17 protein-coding genes are annotated in these 17,985 nt (G+C 32.7%); 16 read left to right on the top strand and 1 reads right to left on the bottom strand.

Annotation, left to right across the window (positions count from 1 at the left end; translation table 11 throughout):
- Positions 1-108 precede the first annotated feature (108 nt).
- The 16 genes from DG508_RS00490 to DG508_RS00565 all read left to right on the top strand — a co-directional run bounded on the left by DG508_RS00490 (position 109) and on the right by DG508_RS00565 (position 15,748).
- Positions 109-660 carry a nucleotide exchange factor GrpE gene (locus tag DG508_RS00490; RefSeq protein ID WP_108866268.1) on the top strand — a complete coding sequence of 184 codons (552 nt, stop codon included), beginning with the start codon at positions 109-111 and terminating at the stop codon, positions 658-660.
- A gap of 6 nt (positions 661-666) precedes the next feature.
- Positions 667-1,779, top strand: a complete 1,113-nt coding sequence (gene dnaJ, locus DG508_RS00495; RefSeq protein ID WP_108866269.1) for a molecular chaperone DnaJ — start codon at positions 667-669, stop codon at positions 1,777-1,779.
- 319 nt (positions 1,780-2,098) lie between these two features.
- Positions 2,099-3,028 carry an ABC transporter ATP-binding protein gene (locus tag DG508_RS00500; protein WP_108866270.1) on the top strand — a complete coding sequence of 310 codons (930 nt, stop codon included), beginning with the start codon at positions 2,099-2,101 and terminating at the stop codon, positions 3,026-3,028.
- Complete coding sequence (locus tag DG508_RS00505; RefSeq protein WP_108866271.1) at positions 3,021-4,331, top strand: ABC transporter permease; 1,311 nt, start codon at positions 3,021-3,023, stop codon at positions 4,329-4,331. Before DG508_RS00500 ends, DG508_RS00505 begins: the two co-directional genes overlap by 8 nt.
- A gap of 4 nt (positions 4,332-4,335) precedes the next feature.
- Positions 4,336-5,223 carry a mechanosensitive ion channel family protein gene (locus DG508_RS00510; RefSeq protein WP_108866272.1) on the top strand — a complete coding sequence of 296 codons (888 nt, stop codon included), beginning with the start codon at positions 4,336-4,338 and terminating at the stop codon, positions 5,221-5,223.
- Between the two features lie 79 nt (positions 5,224-5,302).
- On the top strand, positions 5,303-6,148 hold the full coding sequence (locus tag DG508_RS00515; protein ID WP_108866273.1) for a DUF6268 family outer membrane beta-barrel protein: 846 nt from the start codon (positions 5,303-5,305) through the stop codon (positions 6,146-6,148).
- The gene (locus tag DG508_RS00520; RefSeq protein ID WP_108866274.1) at positions 6,148-7,311 is read left to right on the top strand and encodes a sigma-54-dependent transcriptional regulator; all 1,164 of its coding nucleotides are present in this window, start codon (positions 6,148-6,150) and stop codon (positions 7,309-7,311) included. Before DG508_RS00515 ends, DG508_RS00520 begins: the two co-directional genes overlap by 1 nt.
- 179 nt (positions 7,312-7,490) lie before the next feature.
- On the top strand, positions 7,491-8,012 hold the full coding sequence (locus DG508_RS00525; protein WP_108866275.1) for a hypothetical protein: 522 nt from the start codon (positions 7,491-7,493) through the stop codon (positions 8,010-8,012).
- 106 nt (positions 8,013-8,118) lie between these two features.
- Positions 8,119-8,997, top strand: a complete 879-nt coding sequence (locus tag DG508_RS00530) for a PPK2 family polyphosphate kinase (RefSeq protein WP_108866276.1) — start codon at positions 8,119-8,121, stop codon at positions 8,995-8,997.
- Between the two features lie 19 nt (positions 8,998-9,016).
- Positions 9,017-10,405: a M20/M25/M40 family metallo-hydrolase gene (locus DG508_RS00535; protein ID WP_108866277.1), complete on the top strand. Its 1,389-nt coding sequence runs from the start codon at positions 9,017-9,019 to the stop codon at positions 10,403-10,405.
- A gap of 117 nt (positions 10,406-10,522) precedes the next feature.
- Positions 10,523-11,383, top strand: a complete 861-nt coding sequence (locus DG508_RS00540; RefSeq protein ID WP_108866278.1) for a GNAT family N-acetyltransferase — start codon at positions 10,523-10,525, stop codon at positions 11,381-11,383.
- A 116-nt stretch (positions 11,384-11,499) separates the two neighbouring features.
- Positions 11,500-12,042: a hypothetical protein gene (locus tag DG508_RS00545; protein ID WP_108866279.1), complete on the top strand. Its 543-nt coding sequence runs from the start codon at positions 11,500-11,502 to the stop codon at positions 12,040-12,042.
- Positions 12,043-12,234: 192 nt separating this feature from the next.
- Entirely contained in the window at positions 12,235-13,605 is a 1,371-nt protein-coding gene (locus DG508_RS00550) for an MATE family efflux transporter (protein ID WP_108866280.1), read from the top strand.
- 155 nt (positions 13,606-13,760) lie between these two features.
- A complete protein-coding gene (locus tag DG508_RS00555; protein ID WP_108866281.1) occupies positions 13,761-14,846 on the top strand; it encodes an OmpA family protein in 1,086 nt (361 codons plus the stop codon).
- A gap of 71 nt (positions 14,847-14,917) precedes the next feature.
- Positions 14,918-15,145, top strand: a complete 228-nt coding sequence (locus DG508_RS00560; protein ID WP_103865581.1) for a hypothetical protein — start codon at positions 14,918-14,920, stop codon at positions 15,143-15,145.
- A 21-nt stretch (positions 15,146-15,166) separates the two neighbouring features.
- Positions 15,167-15,748, top strand: a complete 582-nt coding sequence (locus tag DG508_RS00565) for a phosphatase PAP2 family protein (protein WP_108866282.1) — start codon at positions 15,167-15,169, stop codon at positions 15,746-15,748.
- 5 nt (positions 15,749-15,753) lie between these two features.
- Here DG508_RS00565 and DG508_RS00570 read toward each other — a convergent pair whose 3' ends face one another.
- Complete coding sequence (locus DG508_RS00570) at positions 15,754-17,985, bottom strand: transglycosylase domain-containing protein (RefSeq protein ID WP_108866327.1); 2,232 nt, start codon at positions 17,983-17,985, stop codon at positions 15,754-15,756.

The raw sequence follows: 17,985 nt of genomic DNA on the forward strand, positions 1-17,985 counted from the left end.
ATACTCTTAAATATATACTAAAAAATCCTGTGACATTATGACATTAATTCAAAAATGGCAGTACTTTTGCAGATTCAAAACGAAAAGGTATAAAAAGGTACGAGTTACATGAGTAAGAAAAATAAAAAAACTGAAGATGTAAAAGATCAAGTAGAAGAGGTACTTGATACTACTGTTGAAGAGGCAGAAACAGAAACAGAAGAAGTAATAGATGCAGAAACACAACTCAAAGAAGAATTAGGAAAAGAAAAAGATAAGTTTTTAAGACTTTTTGCAGAGTTTGAAAACTATAAAAAACGAACTTCTAAGGAGAGGATTGAGTTATTCAAGACAGCAAGTCAGGATGTTATACAGTCTATGTTACCTGTGTTAGATGATTTTGACAGAGCTCTAAAAGAAATAGAGAAATCAGAAGATACAGCTTTGGTAGAAGGAGTAGGGTTGATTCATAATAAATTAAAAGAAGCATTAAAAAGTAAAGGGCTTGCTGAAGTAGAAGTATCAGCAGGAGATGTTTTTAACGCAGATAATCATGAAGCAATTACCCAGATTCCCGCACCAAGCGATGATCTAAAAGGTAAAATTGTAGACGTAATAGAAAAAGGATATACGCTAGGAGAAAAAGTAATACGTTTTCCAAAAGTAGTGACTGGTCAATAAAAAATTATGAAAGAAGATTTTTACGACATATTAGGGATAAACAAAAACGCTACCGCAGCAGAGATAAAAAAAGCTTATCGAAAAAAAGCAATAGAATATCACCCAGATAAAAATCCAGATGATAAAACTGCTGAAGAAAAGTTTAAAAAAGCAGCTGAAGCTTATGAGATTTTGAGTGATCCTGATAAAAAAGCACGTTATGATCAATATGGTCATCAAGCTTTTGAAGGTGGCGGCTTTGGCGGAGGTGGCGGAGGTATGAATATGGATGACATATTCAGCCAGTTTGGTGATATTTTTGGTAGTGGTTTTGGCGGTGGCTTCGGTGGTTTTGGTGGCGGCGGACAACGTAGATCCAAAGGAAGTAATCTTCGTATAAGAGTAAAACTTACGCTAGAAGAAATTGCAAATGGTGTTGAGAAAAAGATCAAAGTAAAACGTAAAATTCAGGCTCCAGGAACTACTTATAAAACCTGTACTACCTGTAATGGAGCTGGACAAGTTACCAGAATTACAAATACGATCTTAGGAAGAATGCAAACATCTTCACCTTGCCCAGCATGTAATGGAGCAGGACAAATTATAGATCAGAGACCATCAGATGCAGATGCACAAGGGTTGAAAATAGTTGAAGAAACAGTAAGTATCAAAATCCCTGCAGGAGTAGAAGATGGAATGCAACTCAAAGTATCTGGTAAAGGTAATGAAGCACCTGGTAATGGTATTGCAGGAGATCTTTTGGTAGCAATAGAAGAGCAGGAGCATGCTGAATTGCAAAGAGAGGGTAATAATTTACATTATGATTTGTACATAAGCTTTTCTGAAGCTGTTTTGGGCGCATCACGAGAGATTGATACAGTATCAGGTAAGGTGCGTATTAAGATTGAAGATGGAGTGCAAAGTGGTAAGATATTGAGATTGAGAGGAAAAGGAATTCCTAGTATTAATGGATATGGTAAAGGAGATCTTTTAGTACATGTAAATGTCTGGACACCAAAGACGTTGAGCAAAGAGCAACGCGAGTTTTTTGAAAAAATGGCAAAAGATGATCACTTTATACCTACTCCTGATAGTGGCGAAAAATCATTTTTTGAAAAAGTAAAAGATATGTTTTCTTAAAGAATGCGATCAAAAAGATCCTTTAAGAATCATTTAAACCTATTAACGTTTGATTAAGAAAAATTTGTATATTTGAGACATCACTAGCGCATTTAGTGATAATTTTTCTTTTTCATAGCAATTTTTTTCCCATCCTTAATACTTGTATTCAGGGTGGGTTTTGTTTTCTATGAAAATGCTATTTATAACATTAGACTAATAAGAAACCATTAACTATACGTCATTTTATCTCATTAATTTATGTCATAATTAGCATAAGTATTTAACTTTTCGTATCATTCGAGTCTTATATAAACTACAACTTACATTTTTATTATTTATGGCTAATCTTTTAGAGGTACAACAAGCTACAAAGCGATTTGGAACCTTTACAGCATTAAACAATGTGTCAATACAAGTACCAAAAGGAAGCATTTTTGGATTACTAGGTCCTAATGGAGCAGGTAAAACGACATTAATCAGAATCATTAATCAAATTACATTACCAGATGAAGGAAATGTGCTTCTGGATAATGAACCACTACAACCGCATCATGTTAAAGATATAGGGTACTTGCCAGAAGAGAGAGGCTTGTATAAATCTATGAAGGTAGGAGAACAAGCATTATACCTTGCACAGCTCAAAGGGTTGAGTAAAACAGAAGCAAAAGAGCGTCTAAAATATTGGTTTGATAAATTTGATATTACACACTGGTGGGACAAAAAAATACAAGAACTCTCTAAAGGGATGGCTCAAAAAGTACAATTTATTGTTACCGTACTTCATAGACCAAAACTATTGATATTTGATGAGCCATTTAGTGGTTTTGACCCTATCAACGCAAATGTGATCAAAGATGAAATATTACAGCTACAAGAAGAAGGAGCAACTGTTATATTCTCTACACATCGTATGGAAAGTGTAGAGGAGTTATGTGATCATATTGCACTCATTCATAAATCAAAGAAAATACTAGAAGGAAAAGTAACAGATATAAAGAAAGCATATAAAACCAATACTTTTGAGGTTGGTTTACTGGCAGATAATTCCATGCAAGTATATGCTGAATTGCAAGATAAATTTAAGGTAGTGCCTGCAGATTTTAAAACAATAGATGATCAACTTAAGATGAAGATAACATTGGATAATAATCTATCTTCAAATGAATTATTACAATACCTGTCAAATAAAGGTCAGGTCATGAGATTTAATGAAGTAATCCCAGGAGTTAACGAGATATTTATAAAAACTATTACAGATAATGAGTAACCTTAAATTAATAATCAAACGAGAATTCATAGCGCGTGTTCGTAATAAGACATTTGTGGTTATGACTTTTCTTAGTCCTTTGATCATGGTAGCTATGGTTTCTTTAATAGCTTGGCTAGCGACACTTAATAATGATGAGGTCCGAAAATTGGCATTTTTTGATGAAACAGGATTGTTTAAGAATGATTTTAAAGATTCAGATGCTATTAATTATATTGATTACAGTCTTCTTACTCTCAATGATGCAAAAGATTCTGTAGTACTAAAAAAATTGGATGGGTTATTGTATATACCTGAGAGCAGTACAAATAGTGGACAAGGTTTACCTATACAATTTTATTCTGATGAAGCACCAAGTATATCTACTCTCAATACAATAGAGTCGATTATAACTACAAAATTAACGAATCAGAATTTTATAGAGAAGGGGTTGGATATTGAAGCGATAGAAAACTCTAGAGCAAAAGTAGAAATCCAGTTAGAAAACTTCTCAGGAGAGAAAACATCAAAAATGTCTAGTTATATCAAAATGATTTTTGGTGGTGCTGCAGGGTATTTTTTAATGATGTTTATCATTATATACGGTAATATGGTAATGCGTTCTGTAATAGAAGAAAAATCAAATCGTATTATAGAAATTATTATCTCTTCTGTAAAACCTTTACAATTAATGATGGGGAAAATCCTAGGAACATCCTTTGCAGGGATTCTTCAGTTTGCTATCTGGGTAATTTTAGGAGGGGTTCTAATGTTTATAGCTGGTATTTTTATTGATTTAGATGTAGATCCTAATAATATGCAAGAAGCACTGAAATTATTAGAAAAAAATCAAGGAGGAATAGTCGCAAATGCAACAGAAATTTTATTTGAACTAAAAAAACTTCCTCTATTAACATTATTACTATCGTTTTTGATTTACTTTATTGGTGGATACTTTTTATACAGCTCTATTTATGCGGCTATTGGAGCGGCAGTAGATAGTGAAACCGATTCACAGCAATTTATGTTGCCTATCATTTTGCCATTGATGTTAGGAATCTATGTAGGTTTTTTCTCAGTTATAGAAAACCCTCATGGCACTGTAGCAACAGTGTTTTCTATGATACCACTTACTTCTCCTATAGTAATGCTAATGCGTATCCCTTTTGGAGTTCACTGGTGGGAAGTTTTGATTTCGATGCTACTGTTGATAGGAAGTATTATCTTTATAACATGGCTGGCAGGAAGAATATATAGAGTAGGAATACTTATGTATGGTAAAAAACCAACCTATAAAGAGTTATTTAAATGGATGAAATATTAAAATAATGCAAGAAGATATTACAGATCATGTAAAAGAGGTGATTCCTAAAAATATATGGAACATGATGCAGGAGTTTTTGAATTTCGAAATTTTTCATTTCGGAACAGAAGAACATCCTTTTATACTTACTGTAGGATTATTACTTTTTGTAATTATTGTATTTATAATAACATCGGTTATTCTCAAAATTACCAAAAGGTTTTTTACCCGTAGAATGAAAAGACAAGATCGGTTGAAGTTTGAATCTGTCTTTTCTTTTTCAAAATATTTCGTGTATTTGATTGTTATTTTTTTTGCCCTTGATGGTATTGGATTTAATATTACAGGAATGTTTGCAGCTTCTGCGGCCTTATTAGTAGGTGTTGGATTAGCACTACAAACATTTATTCAAGATATTTTTTCGGGAGTAATTATTTTTATAGACCAAACTGTTGATGTTGGAGATATTATCGAGTTAGAAGGTAAAGTAGGGCGAGTAGAAGAAATAAAACTCAGGACTACCAGAGCTGTAACAATAGATAATAAGGTTTTGATCATCCCTAATCATAAATATATGTCCTCTTCTTTATACAATTGGACACAGAATGGAACTCTAACCAGAGAATCAGTTTCTGTTGGGGTTGCATATGGTAGTGATACTCAATTGGTCAAAGATTTGTTGACAAAAGCAGCCTTATCTAGTCCCAATGTTCTAAAAGAACCTCCTCCATTGGTTCTGTTTACAGATTTTGCAGATAGCTCATTGAATTTTCAAATAATGTTTACTATTAATAACAGTTTTTTGGCAGGAGTGCCTAAAAGTGAAATAAGATTTGAAATAGATCGTTTATTCAGAGAGCATAATATAAATATTCCTTTCCCACAGCGAGAAGTTACTATTACAAAAGAATGATAAAAAGGATACAGATGCTACAAAAATGATAAAAAACCTTCTGCTTTTTATATGTGTGTTTTTATGCTGTTGTAAGGCGATGCGATGTCAAGGTACTAATTTGGCAAGAATAGAATATACGTATATTCCACAGGCGCAAAGTGATAATGTATATAGTAGATTCAGGATTTCTGCAAATTACCCTATAAAAATGGACGATAAAGGAACCTACTTTGTGATCAGTCCGCAGTATAGATTTAATAATTTACAAATAAAGGATGCGCTGCTATTCAATACGCAAGAAGAGATCAATAACTTTCATACTGCGGGTATTGAATTAGGGTATACTTTTAAGATGAAGAACAACTGGCGATTTGGTGCCAAGGCAGGAGTAGGAATCTCATCTAATTTTGAAGAGTCGGGGGTAAAAAGTGATGATTTTAGATATACGGGATCTGTATATTTTGTAAAGAGTTACAAAAATAAGGACACCCCAAAAACAGCAGGTTTGGTTATAGGGCTAAAATATACAACTCCTGCAAGTCTCAACTTCCCGTTACCAATCATTAACTATTTTAAAAGATTTCATCCTAGTTGGTCATATTCTATAGGTACACCCAAAACAAGTATAAAATATTTTTTTAATGAAAAAAATACACTTCAAGCATTTGTAGGATTAGATCGTTTTTATGGTAATTTGCAAAGTAATAGAGTGTTTACAGATGCGAATGGGAATAATAAGATAGCAGAAAATGCATCAATGCTTACTTTTTTGGGAGCATTAGGATATGAATATTATTTTACGGAACACTTATTGTTCTACACCTATGCAGGATATACATTAAGTAATGAAATTCGCTTAAGAGATAAGAATCAAAATGATGTATTACGTATAAATGATAAGAATACATTTTATTTGCGAAGCGGAATAAAACTAAAAATATAATGGCAAAAATATTAGTAATTGAAGACGAAGCGGCAATTCGAAGAGTTCTTGTGAAAATTTTATCTGAAGAAAATAATGAATATGAAGTATTTGAAGCAGAAGACGGACTTGCTGGAATAGAAAAAATAAAAAAAGAGGATTACGATCTAGTTCTTTGTGATATCAAAATGCCAAAGATGGATGGAGTAGAAGTACTAGAAGCTGTAAAAAAGATAAAACCAGAAATTCCTATGGTTATGATCTCTGGTCACGGTGATCTTAATACAGCGGTAAATACAATGCGATTAGGAGCTTTTGATTATATCTCTAAACCACCTGATTTAAATAGATTACTCAATACAGTACGTAATGCTCTTGACCGTAAAGAATTGGTGGTAGAGAATAAGATGCTGAAGAAAAAAGTCTCTAAGAACTATGAAATGATAGGGAAGTCTTCAGCGATTTCTGATATTAAAAATATAATCGAAAAAGTCTCTGCTACAGATGCAAGAGTTTTGATTACTGGGCCTAATGGAACAGGTAAAGAGCTAGTAGCACATTGGATTCACCAAAAGAGTGATCGCGCAAAAGGACCAATGATAGAAGTAAACTGTGCTGCAATACCAGGAGAATTAATAGAAAGTGAACTTTTTGGACATGTCAAAGGAGCTTTTACCTCTGCAAATAAAGATCGTGCTGGTAAATTTGAAGCAGCCAATGGCGGAACTATATTTCTGGATGAAATAGGAGATATGAGTCTTTCTGCACAAGCAAAAGTGCTTAGAGCCTTGCAAGAAAATAAAATTCAGCGCGTAGGTAGTGATAAAGATATAAAGGTAAATGTGCGTGTAGTTGCTGCTACAAATAAAGATCTGAAAAAAGAGATCGCAGAGAATAGATTTAGAGAAGATTTGTATCATAGACTAGCAGTGATTTTGATAAAAGTCCCTGCCCTAAATGATAGAAGAGAAGATATTCCTTTACTAGTAGAATATTTTGCAAAAAAAATATCAAAAGAGCAAGGATCTCCTATTAAAAAGTTTTCTGATAAAGCGATAAAACAATTACAGCAATATGATTGGACAGGTAATATTAGAGAGTTACGTAACGTTGTAGAGCGTTTGATCATTCTTGGTGGTAAAGAAGTAAGTGAAGAAGATGTAAAATTATTTGCAGCTAAGTAACTATTAGTTATTCGATAGTTTTTTTGATATTAAAAAGGGAACTCTTAATCTATTAAAAAAATAAATTGGTATAATTAGCGTATGATCACCTTAAATTCTAAACTTTGAATCAATAATTAATTATTGATTGTAATTAATTTATCTTATTGAACGACCAAGATAGATATGCCTGTAAATAAATGAAAAGAATTTTATTTTTAATCATACCAATATTTATATCCAATACTATATCTGCTCAATATGACCCAGGAGCAACCAATTATGGTTTTATAGCAGCAAAAAACTTGGGAGCAGCAAATGAATTGACTTTAGGAGGAAGGGTAGAATATGCCTTTAATTGCTACACCACTTTTATAGGAGAGTATAATCGCTCATTTACCATAAGTGCAACCGATGCGTATGAGGGGTATAATGAATTGGCGGTAGGCGTAAATTTAATCTTATTTAATTGGTATCCAACTACTATTACTGCAGGTATGGGGTATATAGGTAATGATTCTAGTTTTTTTGAAACCATAGAAGATGAAGCCTTTTTAGGAATTAGAACAGGTAATTTTAATCATGGAGGACAGATCAAATTAAGAGCTTTACATCAAATAACAATACCAGTACATATCTTTGCAGAACTTAATATCAAAAGCTTAGGCAGAAGATATGATACATTCCTTATAGGTTTTAGCTATGATTTTAATGCCAGATAAATATATTTGGTGAGTAAGTTTGATCCTACAGATTAATAGAATACCAAACTATTTTCTTACAAATCTAAAACTTTAGTATCTTTCGGAGGCAAACACAAATCATGATATGAAGAAGATAGCGCACGAAGATTTTAAGGTATCAAAAACTGTAGAATTATCCAAAATACCGACTACTTTAGATCTAGGAGAGAACGAAAAAAAGATAGAAAAAGAACTCGAAAAAACTAGAGAGAAACTAGGAGAACTTCAAGATACCCTCTATGCTCATGGTAAATATGCTGTACTAATATGCCTTCAAGGTATGGATACTGCAGGAAAAGACAGCCTGATAAGAGAAGTGTTTAAAGATTTCAACACCAGAGGTATAATTGTACATAGTTTCAAGGTGCCAACAGAACGAGAATTAGGACATGATTATTTATGGCGACATTATATAGCTCTGCCACAACGTGGTAAATTTGGGGTTTTTAATAGAACACATTATGAAAATGTGTTGGTAACAAGAGTACATCCAGAATATATAATGGGAGAAAATATCCCTCAGATAGATACAGTTGAAGATATAAATGATGATTTTTGGGATCAACGTTTTGAACAAATCAGGAATTTTGAAAAGCATATTGCAGATAATGGTACATTGATCTATAAGTTTTACCTGCATTTATCAAAAGAAGAACAAAAAAATAGACTGCTTCGCAGGCTAGAAAAAAAAGAAAAAAACTGGAAATTTTCTGCAGGAGATTTAGAAGAACGTAAACTCTGGGATCAATATCAATTATGCTACCAGGATGCTATTAATAGAACATCATTACCCCATGCACCATGGTATGTAATTCCTGCAGATGATAAACCTGTTGCAAGATATATTGTAGCAAAAACACTATATGATACATTGCGAGAATACGATGATATACAAGAGCCAGAACTAGATGACAAAACAAAAGCAAATCTGGATCTGTATAAACAACAATTAGAAAACGAATAAAAAAGTTAAAACACATAGTATGTTAAAAATAATCATCCCCATTGTCTTTGCTATCTTATCATTAAATGGATATGCGCAAAATGATGCCAAAGAAGATTCGGTTATATTAAAAAAAATATATAGGACCTCTCTGCTTAACGGAAAGAGTTATGCATGGCTAGATTATTTATCAAATCAGATAGGCGGAAGATTATCTGGATCTGTAAATGCGCAATTAGCGGTAGAATGGGGAGAAAAAGAATTAAAAAAGCTAGGCATTGATAAAGTGTGGTTACAACCAGTCATGGTACCCAAATGGACTAGAGGAGTAACAGAATTTGCCTATATTGAAACAGAGCCAGGTAAAACAACAAATGTACCTATATGTGCATTGGGAGGGTCTGTACCTACATTGATAGGTGGAATAAAAGCAACCGTAGTAGAAGTACAAGGTGTAGAAGAACTTAGAAAACTAGGAACAGCTGCGATAGAAGGTAAAATAGTATTTTATAATCGACCAATGCAGGCGGATCTTATAGAAACATTCAAAGCATATGGAGGATGCGTGGATCAACGTTACTCTGGAGCGGCAGAAGCAGCAAAGTTTGGAGCAGTAGGTGTGATTGTACGCTCTATGAACCTGAGATTAGATGATTTTCCGCATACAGGTGCAATGAGTTATGGTGACCTTAACGACAACGATAAAATTCCTGCCGCCGCAATTAGTACCAATGGAGCAGATTTATTGAGCTCTATGCTTAAATTAAACCCAAAAGTAAAATTTAGCCTAAACATGAACTGTCGTACCTGGAAAGATGTACAATCTTATAATGTAATTGGTGAAATTACAGGTGCAGAATTCCCTAATGAATATATGGTAGTAGGAGGGCATCTGGATTCTTGGGATTTAGGCGATGGATCTCATGATGATGGAGCTGGAATTGTACAATCTATGGAGGTGTTGCGGTTATTTAAGGAGATAGGATACAAACCAAAAAGATCCATCAGAGTAGTGATGTTTATGAATGAAGAAAATGGATTACGTGGCGGTAAAAAATATGCAAAAGTTGCTAAAAGTAAAAAAGAAAACCATGTCTTTGCTTTAGAAAGTGATGCAGGAGGGTTTACTCCAAGAGGATTCTCTTTTGATTGTAATGATGAAAATTTTGAGCAGGTGCAAGGCTGGAAACCTCTTTTTGAACCTTATTTAATTCACTCTTTTACTAAAGGAGGAAGTGGTGCAGATATAGGGCCCTTAAAAAAAGAAGGAATGGTATTGGCTGGATTGCGACCTGATTCACAACGATATTTTGATTATCATCACGCAAAGAATGATACTTTTGATGCTGTGAATAAAAGAGAATTAGAATTAGGAGCTGCAACCATGACAAGCCTAATATATCTTTTTGATAAATATGGAGTAAAATAATTGCTAATCCTTAGAAGTATAGATGATTACTGTTATGTAATTGGAAAATAGAGATTTATGAAAAATATAAATAGAGCTCTGTCATAAACATAATTTAGTGTTGTAAAATTACTGTCAATGTTAGAATTTAAAAACTTGCAGCATACAAGTTTTAGTGAAATCCATTCTGTTTTTATAGATGCTTTTTCTGATTATCAGGTGCCAATGCAACCTACAGAGTCAGAATTAAGATATATGTTTGAAAGAAGAGGAGGGGATCTAAAATTATCATATGGAGCCTTTGATAATAACCAACTCGTTGGTTTTATATTAAATGGAGTTGGGAACTGGAATGGGGTTTATACATCCTATGATACAGGTACTGGAATCAGCAAGTGTTTTCAGAAAAAAGGAATTGCCAAAGATTTATTTAGTTATGCTATTGCTGATCTGATAAGAAATGGCATTAAGCAATACCTCCTTGAAGTTATAAAGACTAATCAAAATGCGATATCTCTGTACAATAAAAAAAGTTTTATGATCAATAGAGTTTTTGATTATTATATATTTTCAAAGTCTTTATTGACTAATAGGAAAGAATCATCAATAAAAGATGTAATTATAGACAAAGTAACATCACTTGACTGGAATAAAGCTCAATCATTTTGGGATATTCTCCCATCATGGCAAAATAGTATTGATGCCATACAAAGAAAACTTGATAGATTTACCATACTGCAAGTTTTGATCAAAGATGAATGTGTTGGGTATGGTATTATAGAAAGGCATACAGGAGATATTGCTCAGTTAGCAATTCATCATCAATATAGAAGACAAGGTATTGCGATGATGTTATTACAAGAACTACTGTACTTGTCTCAATCAGAAACAGTAAAAATAATTAATATAGAAAAGAACTATCAACCGTTTAGAAGCTTTTGCGATAGCTTACAGTTGCCTAAAGGAGATGGGCAATATGAAATGATGTTACAATTATAATTGTGTAGACAATATCATAGTTTTTTGATAAAATGTAGTAGTGTAAATAAAAACTTTGTGATATTTCATATTATTTATCTTTGTTTGATTAGTAAGAATTACATTAAGAAAACAAAATGCAACACCAAGTATATAAAACACTATCCTTAATATCAGTTTTAGTGCTATTTAGTAATTGTACTTCAAAAACGATCACAAAAGTAGATAAGACAAATAAATTATTAGAAAACGGGAAGCATCTGGTTGTAGAAAAAATCAATAAAAACACAAGTTACAAAGGGATTTTAACCAATCATACTTATAATTCTACACATCAATACACCTATAATTTTACTGTAGATAGAGGAGATGTTAATTGGGATGAAGGAGCAGGAGAACCAAAACATATTCTTTTTTGTGATAAAGAGGTGTATGTGCATTATCTCAAAGAAAAATATACCTCTATTACCCATAAAGATACACTAGGTAACCAAGTTTTAGATAGTAGTTATTTTAAGGTAGAAGAGGCGTTTGAACTCTATATCGATAAACGTTATTTCTTTAATTTTTTTGGAGATGAATATTGGATAGAAGTCTCCCCAGAAACATATGAAGAAAAAAAGGAAATATGTAATGAATATGAAATTCCTAATGATAATGAGCTTACAGTAGATGAATAACTGATTCTATAGTAGTGTCGATGGTATTGTATAGAACATATAAGTCATAGAATGAGTTTAGATATCCATAGAAGGTAACCTCAATTTCTTCTTTAGAAAAGATTTAAATAATCATAGGCAACGTTAAAAATACGATAAGAATAATTTGAATTCTTAAGGGTTCTGATACCTTTGCGTTCTCAAAATTGTAAAATGCTACAACAATACACCAGAGAATTCAAGTATAATTTAACATTGGCAGCACCAGTAATGCTGGGTATGCTTGGGCATACTTTTGTAGGCTTGATTGATAATATAATGGTGGGGCAATTAGGGACCACAGAACTGGCAGCAGTATCTCTGGGAAACAGCTTTATGTTTATAGCCATGTCTTTGGGAATTGGTTTTTCTACAGCAATTACACCGCTAGTAGCAGAAGCAGATGGTAACAATAATTTTGATACTGGTAAATCGGCATTCAAGCATGGTTTGGTTTTGTGTACTACTCTAGGGACTATATTGTTTTTATTGATATTGTTAGCAAAACCATTGATGTATTCAATGAAACAATCAGCGCAAGTTGTAGAGCTTGCGATACCTTATTTGGATCTGGTAGCATTCTCTTTGATTCCGTTAATAGTTTTTCAAGCATTAAAACAATTTTCTGATGGATTATCAATGACCAAAATACCTATGTATGCAACATTGATAGCCAACTTGGTAAACATAATTTTAAATTATTTGTTGATTTTTGGAAAGTTTGGATTTCCAAAAATGGGAATTGTAGGAGCAGCGGTAGGTACATTAGTCTCCCGATTTGTAATGGTTGTTTTTTTATGGATTTTCTTAAGAGGTAAAGAAAAATCAAAACCGTATGTTACACAGATTAAAATTTTTATTTTAGAAAGTAAAATGATGCGTAAGGTTATAGCATTAGGTTTTCCATCAGCATTACAAATGTTTTTTGAAGTAGCTATTTTTACTGCGGCTATTTGGTTGTCTGGAATTTTAGGAGAAAAACCGCAAGCAGCAAATCAAATCGCATTAAATCTTGCATCTATGACTTTTATGGTAGCAATGGGATTAAATGTAGCTGCTATGGTAAGAGTAGGAAATCAAAAAGCGCTTGGGCATTTCAAAGATTTAAGAAGAATTGCGATCTCTATATTTTTATTAACTTTTTTGATAGAAGTTGTATTTGCTTTTATTTTTATTTTATTTAATGAACCACTAGCGCAGATTTATCTGGATATTAAAGAGACAGAAAGCCTTACAGATAATACAGAAACTATCATGATTGCAGCCAAATTATTAGTAATTGCTGCCTTGTTTCAGATTTCTGATGGAATACAAGTAACAGTTCTGGGAGCACTAAGAGGATTACAAGATGTAAAAATACCAACGCTGATTACATTTATCGCTTACTGGGTTATTGGATTTCCTATTAGTTATTATTTAGGATTATATACAACATATAAAAGCTCAGGAATCTGGATAGGATTATTAGCAGGTCTTTCTGCTTCTGCATTATTGTTATATGCTAGATTTAATGTGTTAACCAAGAAGTTGATTCACAAAAAGTAACCCTTTATTTCTGTTATTTTCTATGTATGTGTCAGTATGTTTTTGTAGAAATTTTTAAATAAAAAAGGAAGATGAAATACCTTTTTTATACTTAATACGTTTATTTGGTATTAACGAATAATTAACTATCTTTCCAAAAAAACAGAATACAAAAGATGAGAGTCCCAAATTCTAAATTTTGTCTGCTGCTTGCTATCTTCACTCTATTGATTGCTCAAAGTAGTACAGGCCAAAACTTTACTCATAGTAAAACCCAGAACCTTATTCCTAATCCCAGTTTTGAAACTACCAACGTAGCTATTTCTAGAATGGCAATGGAGATGCAGAATTTTGGAATTATTAAAGATTGGAAATCAGCAATCAATTCACCAGATGCTTATCACCCAAGATTAGAAGAGATTAGATTTATTCATAAATCTCCTAATTTTTTAAAACAATTTGGTGAGCAGGAACCTAGAACAGGAGAAGGAAAAGTAGGGATGTATATTGCAGGAGGACCTTATAAAGAAGGGGTAACTGCCAAACTAAAAAAACCTTTATCAAAAGGGAAATATTATTATTTTCACATGTATGTCTCTTTAGGAGAAGGAATCTCAAATTCATGTACCTCGTCTATAGGTTCTTATTTTACAGCAAGAGTCCCAAAAATTACTACGACCTCAAAATACCCTTTGCATGTACAATCATCAAAAATGATATGTAATACAAAAGGATGGTCCAAGGTTTGTGGAGTGTATAGAGCAAAAGGAACAGAAAAATATATTTCATTAGGATATTTTGCTGATAGTCCTAAAGGGAAATCGGTAAAAGGAGGTAGTTTTGATACAGCGTATTATTTTATTGATGATGTATTACTAATGGAAATGAGAGGTACCAAAAACCTAACTTCTGGGCAAGTATGTGATATGGCACTTGATTTTTCTCCTATAGAATTTTTGGTAGGCGAAAGCGAAGCATATAAAGAAATCAAGAAAGCATTAGATTCTTACATACAATACGTAAGCATATTCAAAGTAAGTTCTGTAAAAATTATTGGGCATGCAGACGATGCAGGTTCGTCTTTTGAGAATGAAATTATGTCTGGAATGAGAGCCAGTAATGTAAAAAAATATTTTATAGAAAAAGGAATAGATGAATCTATAATAGAAGTCATTGCTTCAGGAAATACAAGTCCGATAGTTGATAAAGATCCAAACCTTGATCCAGAATCAAATAATAGAGTAGAAATTAAAATTGAATAGTAATTACATAATAATTTTCTGGATTCCCCAAAAAAAGTACCTTTGAGGTTTTGTAATTTTAAGTATTCATTATGGACTTCCCAAAATTCTTATTAGGTGATAATACAGATTATCCAGACGCCATCTTTGTAATTCATACAGAGTTTCCCAGATTTATAATTAATCTGCAAAATGATGAAGTTGAATGGCTAGAAGAGTTTGATAAAGATGATGAGAAAGAATTATTGAGTGAGGCAGAAAATTTGTTTATAGAAGCCAATAATTTTTATGATCGTGAGATAGAAAGATACGGTGAATAAAAAACAAATAAATACGCTATAATGGAAGACCTTATACAACTAGATAAAGACCTTTTTTTATATCTCAATAACCTTGGATCTCCTATGTGGGATGGATTTTGGTTATTTATGACTGAAAAATTCTATCAAATTCCTTTGTATCTAATACTTCTTGTTTTTTTTTATAAATATTTTGGAATTAGAGGTACGATCATCACTTTGGTAGTTGTTGCATTATTAATCGCAGTAGCTGATCAAACGGCAAATTTGTTTAAAAATGTATTGGTTATGCGACCGCGACCATGTGGAGCAGTTGGGGTATCAGAATTTACACGTATAATCGCAGAACGATGTGGGAGACATGGGTATTTTTCTGGGCATGCAGCAAATTCTATGGCACTAGCCTTCTTTACAGGATTAGCCTTACGTAAATATTTAAAATATATATTTCCATTTATGGTAGTATGGGCTGTTGTTGTAAGTTATAGTAGAATCTATCTAGGAGTACATTATCCTGGTGATGTAGTTACAGGTATGGTTTTTGGAATTTTGTTTGGAACCTTAGCATATAAACTACATACATTTTTAATCCAAAAATATGGCGATACTGGTACTGCTAGGTAAAAAGTTTAAAACCTTTTCTTTTTCCTTTTTTTACCAAAAAGCCTTTTGAAAAAACTATCTCTTTTTTCAGGTTTGCATGACATATCGTTTAGGATTTCTGGAGGGGTTTCTTCAAACTTACTTTTGGTAATAGGATCAAAATATGGGTCTTGATTCATTTTTTGATACAATTTTGCAAAAATCGGTAATGCGGTATTGGCTCCTTGACCCAACGCAGTAGTTTTAAAACCTATGTTATTATCATTGCCTACCCAAGTAACAATAATTAGATTTGGAGTAATGGCAACAAACCACCCATCTTTATTGTCTTGTGTTGTTCCTGTTTTACCCGCAATATCATTATCAAGATTGTAATAAGTTTTGAGTCTGGTTGCGGTACCTTGTTTTACTGTTGATTTCATCATCTCTAGTAAGACCAATCTTGTATATTCACTATAAGCAACAGTATCTGCTATTTTAGGAGTAAAAGAAGCAATGGTATGCCCATTTTTATCCTCGATACGAGAAATGTAAAAGGGAGCTGTATTTTTACCTCGGTTTATATAACTGGAATATGCTCCCGCAAGCTCTTTAAGCTTGATAGCATCTGTACCCAAAGCCATTGCAGGGTTTTGAGATAAAGCAGTTGTAATACCAAGTTTTTTTACTTGATCAATAACATTGGGTATGCCTACTCTGTTTAATACTTTTACTGCTATAGTGTTTACAGAATTACTTAGTGCTTTTTCTAAGGTAAAATTAAGATGCGGATCATTTTCTATAGAAGCATTTTTTGGTGTCCAGTTTTCTAAATTTGTATACGTAATTTCTTTTGTAGAGAAATAAGAACAGGGCTTGATACCATTTTCTATAGCAGTGGTATATACAAAAGGTTTAAAAGTTGAGCCTACTTGTCGTTTACTTTGTGAGACATGATCATATTTGAAATAGCGGTAATCAATTCCGCCAAGGTATGCTCTTACAGCACCTGTTGTTGGTTCTATAGCAATCATACCCGTATTAAGAAATTTTAAATAGTGTTGTAGACTATCTAATGAAGATGCTTTTTTAGTAATATTACCATTCCACTCAAATAATTCAATATCTTTTTTTACCGAAAGAGAGTCCTTAATTTGTTTTTCTGTAAGTCCTTGCTCTTTGTAAGTGGTATAAGCAGTAAGGTTTTTTACTGCATTTTTGATAAGATCTGGATTGTTTTTCCAAGGAGCATCTTTACCATATGATTTTTCATAATCATATTGTAAAGTTTTCATATGCTCTTTCATGGCGTTCTCTGCCAGAAACTGCATTTTATAATCTAGAGTAGTGTGTATGATTAATCCATCATTATAAATATCATATGCACTACCATCTGGTTTTTTACGATGTTCTAAAGCCTTTATTAATTCTTTCTTTACTTCTTCTCTATAATAAGGGGCTAGGCCAAGGTCGTGGTTAAAATATTGATAATCCAAAACGATAGGCTGATTCATGGCTCTGTTGGATCGATTGGCGCTTATATAGTTGTATTTTACCATCTGTTGTAATACAACATCCCTTCTGAGTTGACTTCTTTCAGGAAAGAGTCTAGGATTAAAACTATGATTAGCTTTTAGCGATCCAATAAGTGTAGCTGCTTCAGATAGATTGAGTTGAGAAGTAGATTTGTTAAAGAATTTTTGAGAAGCACTTTCAATTCCATATGTATTATCAGGAAAAGGTACTGTGTTGAAATATAGGGTGATAATTTCACTTTTAGAATAAATATCCTCAATTCTTTTGGCAATGAATGCTTCTTTAATTTTGTTTACTACGGTACTAAGTACTATATGTTTTTTTCTTCCGAAAAGATTTTTTGCTAATTGTAAAGTTATTGTACTTCCGCCTCCAGAGGATTTATTGCCCAGTAATATAGTTTTAAAAAATACACGTAACAGGCTTGTGTTATCTACTCCAGTATGCTCATAGAAACGTACATCTTCTGTAGCAATAAGTGCGTCTATAAGATGTTGTGGCAGGTCGTTATACGTTATTGGTTGCCTATCATAGATGTAATATTTACCAATAAGGTGATTGTCCTTGTCAAGTATTTGAGTGGCTTCTGCCTGTTTCAAAGAGCTTAACTGTTCTTTGTTGGGTAATTTTCCCCATACTCCAAAATAGATACTTGTATAAAAGCATAGTGCCAAAAAAGAGATTCCACATGATATATATAAGAACTTTTTGACCCATTTTTTTTGTAAAATTGTCTTTACCAT

Origin of the sequence: Aquimarina aquimarini, assembly GCF_900299535.1 — a bacterium.
GTDB classification, from domain to species: domain Bacteria; phylum Bacteroidota; class Bacteroidia; order Flavobacteriales; family Flavobacteriaceae; genus Aquimarina; species Aquimarina aquimarini.

Bases quoted from the DNA above. Each gene is read 5' to 3' on its own strand.
- DG508_RS00490 (WP_108866268.1), top strand. From the start codon at position 109: ATGAGTAAGAAAAATAAAAAAACTGAAGATGTAAAAGATCAAGTAGAA.
- dnaJ (WP_108866269.1), top strand. From the start codon at position 667: ATGAAAGAAGATTTTTACGACATATTAGGGATAAACAAAAACGCTACC.
- DG508_RS00500 (WP_108866270.1), top strand. From the start codon at position 2,099: ATGGCTAATCTTTTAGAGGTACAACAAGCTACAAAGCGATTTGGAACC.
- DG508_RS00505 (WP_108866271.1), top strand. From the start codon at position 3,021: ATGAGTAACCTTAAATTAATAATCAAACGAGAATTCATAGCGCGTGTT.
- DG508_RS00510 (WP_108866272.1), top strand. From the start codon at position 4,336: ATGCAAGAAGATATTACAGATCATGTAAAAGAGGTGATTCCTAAAAAT.
- DG508_RS00515 (WP_108866273.1), top strand. From the start codon at position 5,303: ATGCGATGTCAAGGTACTAATTTGGCAAGAATAGAATATACGTATATT.
- DG508_RS00520 (WP_108866274.1), top strand. From the start codon at position 6,148: ATGGCAAAAATATTAGTAATTGAAGACGAAGCGGCAATTCGAAGAGTT.
- DG508_RS00525 (WP_108866275.1), top strand. From the start codon at position 7,491: ATGAAAAGAATTTTATTTTTAATCATACCAATATTTATATCCAATACT.
- DG508_RS00530 (WP_108866276.1), top strand. From the start codon at position 8,119: ATGAAGAAGATAGCGCACGAAGATTTTAAGGTATCAAAAACTGTAGAA.
- DG508_RS00535 (WP_108866277.1), top strand. From the start codon at position 9,017: ATGTTAAAAATAATCATCCCCATTGTCTTTGCTATCTTATCATTAAAT.
- DG508_RS00540 (WP_108866278.1), top strand. From the start codon at position 10,523: ATGTTAGAATTTAAAAACTTGCAGCATACAAGTTTTAGTGAAATCCAT.
- DG508_RS00545 (WP_108866279.1), top strand. From the start codon at position 11,500: ATGCAACACCAAGTATATAAAACACTATCCTTAATATCAGTTTTAGTG.
- DG508_RS00550 (WP_108866280.1), top strand. From the start codon at position 12,235: ATGCTACAACAATACACCAGAGAATTCAAGTATAATTTAACATTGGCA.
- DG508_RS00555 (WP_108866281.1), top strand. From the start codon at position 13,761: ATGAGAGTCCCAAATTCTAAATTTTGTCTGCTGCTTGCTATCTTCACT.
- DG508_RS00560 (WP_103865581.1), top strand. From the start codon at position 14,918: ATGGACTTCCCAAAATTCTTATTAGGTGATAATACAGATTATCCAGAC.
- DG508_RS00565 (WP_108866282.1), top strand. From the start codon at position 15,167: ATGGAAGACCTTATACAACTAGATAAAGACCTTTTTTTATATCTCAAT.
- DG508_RS00570 (WP_108866327.1), bottom strand. From the start codon at position 17,985: ATGGTAAAGACAATTTTACAAAAAAAATGGGTCAAAAAGTTCTTATAT.